Source organism: Rhodopseudomonas sp. (genome assembly GCF_036404135.1).
Taxonomy (GTDB): domain Bacteria; phylum Pseudomonadota; class Alphaproteobacteria; order Rhizobiales; family Xanthobacteraceae; genus Rhodopseudomonas_A.
The window spans coordinates 1-10,258 of record NZ_DASWPE010000023.1 but is presented as its reverse complement, the minus strand read 5'-3'; the positions used below and the strand labels follow the sequence as shown (position 1 = coordinate 10,258).

The 10,258-nt window shown below is 65.6% G+C and carries 11 protein-coding genes and 1 riboswitch; of the genes, 3 read left to right on the top strand and 8 right to left on the bottom strand.

The annotated features are described in order from the left end of the window. Positions 1–302: 302 nt before the first annotated feature. Positions 303–527: a hypothetical protein gene (locus VGC77_RS03040; protein ID WP_331170088.1), complete on the bottom strand. Its 225-nt coding sequence runs from the start codon at positions 525–527 to the stop codon at positions 303–305. Positions 528–731: 204 nt separating this feature from the next. Continuing rightward, a riboswitch (cobalamin riboswitch) is annotated at positions 732–911 on the top strand. Positions 912–998: 87 nt separating this feature from the next. Between VGC77_RS03040 and cbpA the strand changes: the two genes are divergently transcribed. Together cbpA and cbpB are read left to right on the top strand one after the other, a co-directional pair. Next, positions 999–1,148 carry a modified peptide precursor CbpA gene (gene cbpA / locus VGC77_RS03035; RefSeq protein WP_331170087.1) on the top strand — a complete coding sequence of 50 codons (150 nt, stop codon included), beginning with the start codon at positions 999–1,001 and terminating at the stop codon, positions 1,146–1,148. Beyond that, positions 1,145–2,566, top strand: a complete 1,422-nt coding sequence (gene cbpB, locus VGC77_RS03030; protein WP_331170086.1) for a peptide-modifying radical SAM enzyme CbpB — start codon at positions 1,145–1,147, stop codon at positions 2,564–2,566. The genes cbpA and cbpB overlap by 4 nt, the downstream gene beginning before the upstream one ends. 53 nt (positions 2,567–2,619) lie before the next feature. Here cbpB and VGC77_RS03025 read toward each other — a convergent pair whose 3' ends face one another. The 7 genes from VGC77_RS03025 to VGC77_RS02995 all read right to left on the bottom strand — a co-directional run bounded on the left by VGC77_RS03025 (position 2,620) and on the right by VGC77_RS02995 (position 8,770). Then, positions 2,620–2,766, bottom strand: a complete 147-nt coding sequence (locus VGC77_RS03025) for a hypothetical protein (protein ID WP_331170085.1) — start codon at positions 2,764–2,766, stop codon at positions 2,620–2,622. After that, entirely contained in the window at positions 2,763–2,906 is a 144-nt protein-coding gene (locus VGC77_RS03020; protein ID WP_331170084.1) for a hypothetical protein, read from the bottom strand. Before VGC77_RS03020 ends, VGC77_RS03025 begins: the two co-directional genes overlap by 4 nt. A 27-nt stretch (positions 2,907–2,933) precedes the next feature. Then, complete coding sequence (gene hemF / locus VGC77_RS03015; RefSeq protein ID WP_331170083.1) at positions 2,934–3,848, bottom strand: oxygen-dependent coproporphyrinogen oxidase; 915 nt, start codon at positions 3,846–3,848, stop codon at positions 2,934–2,936. A 409-nt stretch (positions 3,849–4,257) separates the two neighbouring features. Then, complete coding sequence (locus VGC77_RS03010; protein WP_331170082.1) at positions 4,258–5,304, bottom strand: phytoene/squalene synthase family protein; 1,047 nt, start codon at positions 5,302–5,304, stop codon at positions 4,258–4,260. Then, positions 5,301–6,839, bottom strand: coding sequence for a phytoene desaturase (locus tag VGC77_RS03005; RefSeq protein WP_331170081.1), 1,539 nt, complete (start codon positions 6,837–6,839; stop codon positions 5,301–5,303). Before VGC77_RS03005 ends, VGC77_RS03010 begins: the two co-directional genes overlap by 4 nt. A 54-nt stretch (positions 6,840–6,893) precedes the next feature. Beyond that, entirely contained in the window at positions 6,894–7,808 is a 915-nt protein-coding gene (gene bchO, locus VGC77_RS03000) for an alpha/beta fold hydrolase BchO (RefSeq protein WP_331170080.1), read from the bottom strand. 11 nt (positions 7,809–7,819) lie between these two features. Further along, positions 7,820–8,770: an alpha/beta hydrolase gene (locus tag VGC77_RS02995; protein WP_331170079.1), complete on the bottom strand. Its 951-nt coding sequence runs from the start codon at positions 8,768–8,770 to the stop codon at positions 7,820–7,822. A 112-nt stretch (positions 8,771–8,882) separates the two neighbouring features. Between VGC77_RS02995 and hemE the strand changes: the two genes are divergently transcribed. Then, positions 8,883–9,929 (top strand): uroporphyrinogen decarboxylase, encoded by a 1,047-nt coding sequence (gene hemE, locus VGC77_RS02990; RefSeq protein ID WP_331170078.1) that lies wholly within the window; start codon positions 8,883–8,885, stop codon positions 9,927–9,929. The last annotated feature ends 329 nt before the right edge of the window (positions 9,930–10,258 follow it).

Here is a 10,258-nt window from a genome sequence, read left to right as displayed (position 1 = left end):
AGTCGATCTGCGCCAGCATGCGACACCCCCGTCAAAATCGAAGTGTCGCAAGACAGATCACACGAATTCCCGATTCTGGAATCCCCCCAGCAACACCCGAGTCAATCCGTCGCACCCAAGATGTGTGCATGCCTTAGTGCGCACGCAGGGACCCATCACCCCTGTCGTTGAAGGTGAAGAACCGCCATCCCCTAGGCCGCGAGTCCGCGCCGTATGGGTCCCTGCGTACGCAGGGACGACCCGTTGAGAAGTGGAGCCAAAACTGCCGCGCAAGGTGCGCGGCGAATGTCCGGAGAAGGCTCTCAGTTCTTGCCCTTCTGCTCGCGGCCGATGCCGGCGACCAGCAGATAGGCCACCACCAGGCTGGCGACGTTGAAGGCGGCGTAGCGGATCGCGTCCGGGGAGAACCCGAACTGGGTCCGGGCGACGTATTCCACGCCGGCGGCGACGATCAGGGCGACGACGGCCGCCAGCGCCAGATAGCCCCAGGATTTCGGCGAGAGTTTCGGCAGCGAGAATTTCGGCATGGTATGATTATGCCCTTTGCCAATTGATAGCAGCTAGCCGGACCGTTCGGGTCGGCGCGAAACATTCACCTAACGGGAGCCGGCCGCACCAAGTTCCATCGGCTTCGCAATAGCGCGGCGTCCCCCGCCCCAGACCATAGGTGATTACCTGCGCGCAGGCCAGCATGCCGCCAGCGCATTTGACGAGGCCTTGGCCGGGGAGTAAGTGAGCGGCATAGTTTCAGTATCCAGGAACACGGTGTAATTCCGTGGCGGACCCGCCGCTGTATTCGGGGACGCCGGCTGCAAGGCGCAAGCCAGCCACTGATGGGGACGTCCCGTCGGGAAGGTGCAGACGGTGGACGATCCGAGAGCCAGAAGACCTGCTGAAACGGTCCGACCGGGCGAAATCCGATGGCAAAGGGTTTCGGTGAGGGACGTGCTCGCGCACGTGTCTTGCCGCATGCCCGGTCATCACGATGGAGCCTGACGATGACCAAGATTGCCACCTCGACCTCGACCACCCCCTCCACCGAGCGCGCCACTGCGCGTCCCGACATCATCGCGATTCGCAAGACCTGCGATTCCGAAGGCACCGGGCTGTCGCACTTCGTGCTGATGGACAAGGAGGCTGCGAAGTGAACGCGCCATTTCAATTGGCGTCCGGAACGGCCCCCTCGCGGGGCCGTTTCATTAACAGCGGCGCCGGACCCGCGATTCAACCCTACGACATCGGCCATGACAGCCACATCGCGCTGATCTCGCCGGACACCGCGTTCTGGTCGCTGGTGCGCAAGGACCAGCTCGCCGAGACGCTGAGCGGCGGCCCGCTGCTCGACGGCTACCGTGCCAAGGCCGACGAATTCGCCCGCGAGATGCAGGCGCTGCGGTTCGGGCTGAAGCCCTCGGCGGTCTATGTCAACGCCACCGAGCGTTGCAACCTGAACTGCACCTATTGCTACATTCCGGCCGATATGCGCCGCGACGGCATCGACATGGACGGCCCGACGCTGCTCAAGGCGCTGGACACCCTGGACCGCTATTTCAGCCGCCACATGCCGGCCGACCGCCGGCCGCAGATCATCTTCCACGGCGCCGAGCCGCTGATCGCGCGCGAGGCGATCTTCGCCGCGATCGACGCCTTCAAGGACCGCTTCCGCTTCGGGCTGCAGACCAACGCCACGCTGCTCACCGACAAGGCCGCGGAGTTCTTGACCTCGCGCGGCGTCGGCATCGGGCTGTCGCTCGACGCCCCGGTCGAGGCGATCGCCGACCGCACCCGCGCCAATTGGGGCGGCGTCGGCGTGTTCGGCAAGGTGGTAGAGGCGATCGAACGCCTGAAGGGCTATCCGGCGTTCAACGTGATCTGCACCATGAGCTCGCAGAATCTCGACCAGCTCACCCCGATGGTCGAGTTCCTGCACGAACGCGAAGTGCCGGCCTGCATGCTCAACGTGATCCGCTGCACGCTGCCCGGCGCGCGCACGGTGCGGCCCGACGACGTGCCGCTGGCCGAAGCCTTCATCGCCGCGCTGGAGCGCAGCCACGAGCTGTATCGCCAGACCGGACGCAAGCTGGTGGTTGCCAATTTCGCCAACATCCTGATCGGCATCCAGGCGCCGACCGCGCGGCGGCTGATGTGCGACATCTCGCCATGCGGCGGCGGCCGGGCGTTCTTCGCGCTGGCGCCGAACGGCGATCTGTTCCCGTGCAGCGAGTTCATCGGGCTGCCGGCGTTCAACGGCGGCAACCTGTTCCGCGACGACATCGAGGACGTGTTGCAGACCCCGGCCTTCGCCGCCGTCACCGGCCGCAAGGTCGAGGACATCGCGCCGTGCCAGGACTGCGCGATCCGGCATTTCTGTGGCTCGCCCTGCCCGGCCGAGGCGCATGAGATGAACGGCGGCATGACCCACACCGGCGCCTATTGCGAGTTCTACGAGGAGCAGACCCGCTACGCGTTCCGGCTGATCGCCGACGGCCGCGCCGGCGATTTCCTCTGGGACGGCTGGGACGAAGGCGCCGAAACCAGCTTCGACGCAGCCCAGCTCGGCTGCTGAATTGGCTACTCGTGATGGCCGGGCTGGTCCCGGCCATCACCGCGGCGCGGAGGCTACGGCTTCTCGCTTGGTTGGTTCGCTTTGTCCGCCGCGCGCTTCTTGTCGAGCCGCCGGCCCTGCCATTCCAGAATCGCCCAGGCGCCGACGAACAGCGCCAATAGGATGAATTCGAAATAGTTGAACGAGCTTTCGCTGTTCATGGCGGCGGCTCTCTGCGCGCGTCGTTGCGGGCCTCGCGCAGCCGGTCGAGCCGGCGGCCCTGCGCCGCCAGCACCGCGCCGCCGACGATCAGGCCGGCAAACACCAGCAGCAGTTCGATCAGGCCGAGATACTGGTCCACCGCGCGCCTTTCACCGATAGTCCCGGTTCAGCCCCAGCTCACCAAGGGCGGCATCGAGGACAGGATGGTCTCGATGTTGCCGCCGGTCTGCAGCCCGAACATCGTGCCCTTGTCGTACAACAGGTTGAACTCGACATAGAGCCCGCGGCAGGAAAGCTGCTGCGCCCGCTCCTGCTCGGTCCACGGCTCCTGCATCCGCTTGCGCACGATCTTCGGATAGACCTCGAGCAGCGCCAGGCCGACGTCGCGGGTGAAGGCGAAATCGCGCGCGAAATCGCCGGTGTTGAGATGATCGTAGAAGATGCCGCCGACGCCGCGCGCGGTGCCGCGATGCGGCAGGAAGAAGTAGCTGTCGGCCCAGGGCTTGAACTTGGCGTAGTAGCCCGGATCATGCGCGTTGCAGGCGCGCCGCATCGCTTCGTGAAAGGTCACGCAGTCCTCGGCCTCGGCGCTGCGCTGCTCGGCCAGCATCGGCGTCAGATCGGCGCCGCCGCCGAACCAGCCCTGCGAGGTGGAGAGATAGCGGGTGTTCATGTGCACGGTGGGCACCCGCGGGCTCCGCGGATGCATGATCAGGCTGATGCTGCTGGAGACGTAGTCGAGCGAGACGCCGTCGCCCGGCAAGGTCTTGGCCATCTCCGGGGTCAGTCGGCCGTTGGCCGACGAGGTGTGGATCCCGATCTTTTCGAACAGCCGGCCGCCGCACAGAAAGCCGCCGACGCCGCCGCCCTGCCCGGTCTGGCGCTGCCACGGCTTGTAGGTGAAGCGCGCGGGCTCGCCGGGAAACAGCGCCGCCGGCGCCTCGCGCTCCAGCGCCTCGACCTCGGCGCAGATCTTGTCGCGCAAGGATTCGAACCAGGTTTTGGCGCGGCCGCGATGCTGCTCCGCCTCGCTGCGGGCGTCGTAAGGGATCTCGGCGCGGAGATCGGTATCGATGGTCATCGGCAACTCTTCGGCTGGACGGCACCAAGCGCCCATAGGTATCACGGCCGCCAGCCGGCTTCGAGTGTTTTTGCGAATGGATGGCAGGATCGACGCGGGGCTACGGTGCGGAGCACCCCCACCCCCACCCTCCCCCGCAAGCGGGAGAAGGAGTCCGGCCGTGCTTGGGAGTGGCGCAAACTACATTATAGCGTTTTCGAGCGAAGTGGATCCCGGTTCGCGTGAAGAAAACGCGTCAAAATAACAATCTAGAGCTCGGTTCTGATTCTATCAGAACCGGAACAGCTCCTAGGCAGGAGATCGTTCGATGCCTCGCTGCGGCCACAGCGCGCGCCCTCTCCCGCTTGCGGGGGAGGGTTGGGAAGGGGGAATTCGGGCCTAGCGAAGCTTGCCGTGTTAGCGGCAGCAACTACGCCCGGCTGCGCATCAGCTGGTCGCGACGCTCCAGCCGCGAGAACAGCTCGACCAGCCAGGCCACCTTGGCCTCGATCGGCTTCGGCTTCGGCGCCACCGGGGCTTCGCGCAGCGGGGTGGCGATGATGGCGTCGATCAAGAAGCGGGTTTCGGCCATGTCGCCGAACCGTGCCGGCAGATATTTCGCCGGCGCCCATTCGGTCTCGCTGAACGCCAGCATCCGCGCCAGCACCGCGAGCTTGCGGCCGGTGGAGACCACGGCGCGGCTCGACACCGAATCCAGGCCCGAGCGTTCGACCTCGCGGCCGATCTCGGCATATAGCGCGCGGGCGGCGAAAATGCCCGGGCGGCAGGCCCGCGGCAGATTCTCGATGCCGAGCGTGGCGCGATCATACAGCGCGTCGGCGGTGTCGATCAGCCGCTTGACGATCGAGGCGATCTGCGAATTGAACACCGGCTTCTTCAGCCACTGCTCCGGATCGAGCCCGGCCTCGCGCATCCACGCCATCGGCAGATACAGCCGGCCGGCGCGGGCGTCCTCGCCGACGTCGCGGGCGATGTTGGTGAGCTGCATGGCGCAGCCGAGATCGCAGGCCCGCGCCACGATGTCGGGCGAGCGCTGCCCCATCACCAGCGTCATCATCACGCCGACGGTGCCGGCGACGCGCGCCGCGTAGCCATAGAGGTCGGACAGCGTCTCGTAGCGGCGGCCCTCGGCGTCCCACTCCAGGCCCTCGATCAGCGCTTCCGGAATCGCCTCGGGGATGGCGTAGCGCGCCACCACATCGGCAAAGGCACGGTCGGACGGATAGGGCATCGGCAGGCCGCGGCAGATCCGGTCAAGCCGGTCCTTCAGCAGTTCGACGGCGGCGGCGCGGTCGACGCCGAGATCCACCGCATCGTCGGCGACGCGGCAGAACGCGTAGAGCGCCACCGCCGGGTCGCTGATCCGCCGCGGCAGCACCAGCGAGGCGGCGTGGAAGGTGCGCGAGCCTTCCTTGAGCATTTCACGGCAGGCGGCGATATCGGCTTGCGAGGTCATGACTTCACCAGAGTGTGGGCGTCGGGAATCAGCGCATCGAGCACCCGCGCCGACGACAGCACACCGGGTAGCCCGGCGCCAGGGTGGGTCCCGGCGCCGACGAGATACAATCGATCGATGTCTTCGCTCTTGTTGTGCGGCCGGAACCAGGCCGACTGGGTCAGAATCGGCTCGAGGCCAAAGGCGGCGCCGCGGAACGACGACAGCCGGTCCTGGAAATCCTGCGGCGTCAGCATCCGCGAGCTCACCACCTGGTTGTCCAGATCCGGCAGCAGGGTGTCGCTGAGCTCCTTGGCGATCAGCTTGCGATAGCTTTCCGCCTTGGCCGGCCAGTTGATGCCGCTGTCCATATGCGGCACCGGCGACAGCACGTAGAACGTATCGCAGCCCTCCGGCGCCAGCGACGGATCGGTCGCGGTCGGGCGGTGCAGATACAGGCTGAAATCGTCGGCACAGATCTTACGCTTGAAAATGTCGGTGACCAGCTCCTTGTAGCGCGGCCCGAGCATGATGGTGTGGTGCTTGACGTCGGGATACTGCTTCTTGGTGCCGAAGTACCAAAGGAACAGGCTCATCGAGTAACGCGCCTTCTCGATCTTGCGATCGGTCCAGCGCGAGCGCACCGCGGCCGGCAGCAGATAGCGATAGGTCCAGGCGGAATCCGCGTTCGACACTACGATGTCGGCGTCGATGATCTCGCCGGTGGCGAGCCGCACGCCGGTGGCCACGCCGTTCTCCACCATGATCTCGCGGACGTCCTGATTGTAGTGCACCGCGTTGCCCTGGCCGAGGATCAGCTTGACCAGGCCTCTGGCGAGCTGGCCAGTGCCGCCCATCGCGAAATGCACGCCCCAATGCTTTTCAAGGAAGGTGATCAGGCAATACACCGAGGTGGCGCTGAACGGATTGCCGCCGACCAACAACGGATGAAACGAGAACACCACGCGCAGCCGCGGGTCGCGGAAATATTTCGACACCAGGCCGAAGACGCTGCGATAGCTCTCCAGCTTGATCATGTCCGGCGCGATCTTCAGCATGTCGGTGAAATTGCTGAACGGCATGTCGCCGAGCTGCTCGAAGCCGACCTTGAAGATCGCCTCCGAGGCCTTCATGAAGCGGTCATAGGCCTCGACGTCTTCCGGGCAGAATTGCGCGATCTGCCGTAGCACGTCGGCCTTGTCGTCGGAGTAATCGAAGGTGGTGCCATCGTTGAAGCGGATCCGGTAGAACGGCGTGATCGGCTTCAACGTGACGTCGTCGGACAGCTTCTTGCCGCACAGCTTCCACAGTTCTTCGAACAGATAGGGCGCGGTAACGATGGTCGGGCCGGCGTCGAAGGTGAAGCCGTCCTGCTTGAACACGTAGGCCCGGCCGCCGGGAGCATCGAGCTTTTCCAGAACGGTAACACGGTAGCCCTTGGCGCCGAGCCGGACCGCGGCGGCGAGGCCGCCGAATCCTGATCCGATCACCACCGCATGGGGCTGATCATCATTATTGCGCATCGGCGGGATGGGTTTGGAACCGGGGTCAAGCATGGCCGGCAGTGTAACTGTTTCTTGACAGTTTTCCAGCCCGTCAGTGTAAGATTTTCATGACACAGTTAGCGCGTTATCGCCGGGCTGCGCCGCTTGTGCCGCGTATCTCAGGACCAGATCGGCGATCAATTGCGGCCTCTCCTCATGCGCCAAATGCCCGAGGCCGGTGAGATTTTCGATCAGCGCGGCGGGTTGGATCTGCTTCAGCCGCAGCGCCTCGGCCGGCGCGATGGCGCGGTCGCGATCCGCGGTCACCAGCAAAAGCCGGGTGGCGAGCTGCGGCATCGCCTGCAGCAACGGCTCGAGCTGCCAATTGGCCATCATTCGCAACGCCGCGCCGACATGGGCCGGACTACGTATCAGCTTACCATACAACGCGATGCCGGTGGGCTCGATCTGCGACCCGGTGTTGGCGATCAGCCGCTCCACCGAACCCGGCACCATGGCCTGCCAGGCGAAGATCCGCGGCACGAAGGGATTGAGCACCAGGAGTTTCGCCAGCGGCGAAAACAGGTGGGCGGCGTGCCCGCCATAGGGCAGGAAGGCGCCGTTGAGGCTGACCAGCAGATCCGGGGCGATGGCGCCGTCGAGGCACATCCGCGCCAGGATCGCCGCGCCAGCGGAATGCCCGACCACGACCTGCGGCGCGACGCCGAGCCCGCGCAGCAGGCCGCCGAGATCCGCCGCCATCCCCGGCAAGGACAGCCGGTGCGACAGCGGCGACTGGGTGAAGCCGTGGCCGGGCAGGTCCGGCGCGATCACGGTGAAGTGCCGCGCCAGGATCGGCATCAGCCCGCGCCAGGAATGCGACGCCGCGCCGGTGCCGTGCACCAGCAGGATCGCCGGCGCGTCGCCGCTGGGCGGAGCCATCCGCTGCACATGCCAGCGGATGCCGGCGGCGGCGACGAACTGGCTGGCCTCGCGATGCGGCCAGTCGCTGCCGTCCCTGCTCCAGACCAGATCGGACATCGCCCCTCGCGTTACGCCACCGGCGGCGTCGCCACCCCGGCCAGAAACGTATCATAGTCGCGGATGAACGCGTCGGGCAGTTCGAAATGCGGCATCGCGCCGGTCTGGTAGACGGTGATGCTCCAGTTCGGCCGGCCTTCCACGGTGGTCTTGTTGCCGTAATCGACGAAGTCGCCGCGGCTGCCGTGCGACAGCCAGGCCGGCATCGGCAGCGAATGATACAGCGCCAAGGCATCCTGGGCGAACAGATAGCCGGCGACGAAATAATACGGCGCGTGCTGCGCGCCCGGCTGATGCGTGGTCAGATAGTCGTAGTCGAGCAGGCCGCGGTCGTAATTGTTGGAGCCGAAGGTCTTCTTCAAGAACCAGCCGATCACCGGGCGGGCGGTCAGCAGGCGAAACAACCCTTCGCTCCACAGCGGCTGTTCGAACGCCTTGTGGAGCCACGGGATCGCCCGCGAGCCGCGGATCCAGCGCACCGTGCGGGTATCGAAGCCGGTCGGGCTGATTACCGCGACGCTGCGATAGGCCTGCGGCCGTTCGTTGGCCGCACGCGCCAGGAATTCCGACGACAGCGACAGCGCGATGGCGTCGATCGGTCCGTCGTAAGTCTTGGCGATCTCGTCGGTGACGGCGTGAATCGCGTCGGTCATCATCCGAATTGTGTATTGACGGTTTTCCCGCGAGGTATGACCAAAGCCCGGCAGCTCGATCGCATAGACCGGGCGGAGGGTGCGGTAGTGCTCGTAAAGCGGCTTGATCTCGTAAGCCGAGCCCGCGGCGTTGATGCTGTGGATCAACAGCAGCGGCGTCCGGGTGGTGACGGTGTCGGGAGCCGCGGCCCAATAGCTCAGCTTTCCCGCTGAACTATCGATCTCATGGCGCTCTCCGGAGACCGGAGCGGGCAGGCTGGAGGCGTTGCCCGCGACGGGCAAGGCAACGGTGGGTGCGACTGCGTTCATTCTTGGATTCCTGTTTCAGTCTATCTGGCCCGCATCTCGCCGTGGTCAAGACGGTGTCCGCAGTGTATCAGACCCGTCGAGAAAGCTTGGCGATCAACAATGGAACCATCTCTTGACACAGAATCTCGTAACCAAACCGTTCATTGAAGTGCTGTCCGGTCATCGCCAGCCGTCGCCGCCGATGTGGATGATGCGTCAGGCCGGCCGTTATCTACCGGAGTACCGGGAGGTTCGCGCCAAGGCCGGCGGCTTTCTCGACCTCTGCTTCAATGCGGAATTCGCCGCCGAAGTGACGCTGCAGCCGATCCGCCGCTTCGGTTTCGACGCCGCGATCATCTTCTCCGACATTCTGGTGGTGCCTTATGCGCTCGGCCGCGCGGTGCGGTTCGAGGTCGGCGAAGGCCCGCGGCTGGAGCCGCTGGATTCCCCCGACAAGGTCGGCACGCTGTCCAAGGCGATCGATCTGAGCAAGCTGCAGCCGGTGTTCGACGCGCTGAAGATCGTGCGCCGCGAGCTGCCCGCCGAGACCACGCTGATCGGCTTCTGCGGCGCGCCGTTCACGGTCGCCACCTATATGGTCGCGGGCCAAGGCACCCCGGATCAGGCCCCGGCGCGCAACATGGCCTATCAGCATCCCGGCGCGTTCGCCAAAATCATCGACGTGCTGGTCGAAAGCTCGATCAGCTATCTGTTGGCGCAACTCGAGGCCGGCGCCGACGTGCTGCAGATCTTCGACACCTGGGCCGGCGTGCTGCCGCCGCGCGAATTCGAGCGCTGGTCGATCGAGCCGACCCGCCGCATCGTCGAGGGCGTGCGCAAGAAGGCGCCGGGGGCGAAAATCATCGGCTTCCCGCGCGGCGCCGGCGCGATGCTGCCGGCCTTCGTCGAGCGCAGCGGCGTCGACGGCGTATCGATCGACTGGACCGCGGAGCCGTCGCTGGTGCGCGAGCGGGTGCAGAACAAAGTCGTGGTGCAGGGCAATCTCGATCCCTTGGTGCTGATCGCCGGCGGCGCCGCGCTCGACGAAGCGGTCGACGACGTACTGCAGAGCTATTCCGGCGGCCGCCATATCTTCAACCTCGGCCACGGCATCCAGCCGGAAACCCCGATCGCCCATGTCGAGCGGATGATCAAGCGGGTGCGCGACTTCAAGGGGTGAGCCGCAAGCTAGATCGATGAAGTTGCAATGGCCGGGCAATGCCCGGCCATTTTCGTTTTCGGGGCTGGCCACACCGACACCGTCATCCTGAGGAGCCCGGTGTCGCGCGAAGCGCGGAGCCGGGCGTCTCGAAGGATGGCCAAATGCCAAGCGGTGCTCATCCTTCGAGACGCAGCGCGAAGTCGCGCGGCTCCTCAGAGTCTGACTCAAAAAGCGATCAATGAAATCAGGCCTTCAACCCGTCATTGCGAGGAGCTCTTGCGACGAAGCAATCCAGGGCCACGCTTGAAGCCCCTGGATTGCTTCGCATCGAAGTCGGCGCTGCGCGC

Bases quoted from the DNA above. Each gene is read 5' to 3' on its own strand.
- VGC77_RS03005 (WP_331170081.1), bottom strand. From the start codon at position 6,839: ATGCTTGACCCCGGTTCCAAACCCATCCCGCCGATGCGCAATAATGAT.
- cbpA (WP_331170087.1), top strand. From the start codon at position 999: ATGACCAAGATTGCCACCTCGACCTCGACCACCCCCTCCACCGAGCGC.
- VGC77_RS03040 (WP_331170088.1), bottom strand. From the start codon at position 527: ATGCCGAAATTCTCGCTGCCGAAACTCTCGCCGAAATCCTGGGGCTAT.
- bchO (WP_331170080.1), bottom strand. From the start codon at position 7,808: ATGTCCGATCTGGTCTGGAGCAGGGACGGCAGCGACTGGCCGCATCGC.
- hemF (WP_331170083.1), bottom strand. From the start codon at position 3,848: ATGACCATCGATACCGATCTCCGCGCCGAGATCCCTTACGACGCCCGC.
- VGC77_RS02995 (WP_331170079.1), bottom strand. From the start codon at position 8,770: ATGAACGCAGTCGCACCCACCGTTGCCTTGCCCGTCGCGGGCAACGCC.
- VGC77_RS03010 (WP_331170082.1), bottom strand. From the start codon at position 5,304: ATGACCTCGCAAGCCGATATCGCCGCCTGCCGTGAAATGCTCAAGGAA.
- VGC77_RS03025 (WP_331170085.1), bottom strand. From the start codon at position 2,766: ATGAACAGCGAAAGCTCGTTCAACTATTTCGAATTCATCCTATTGGCG.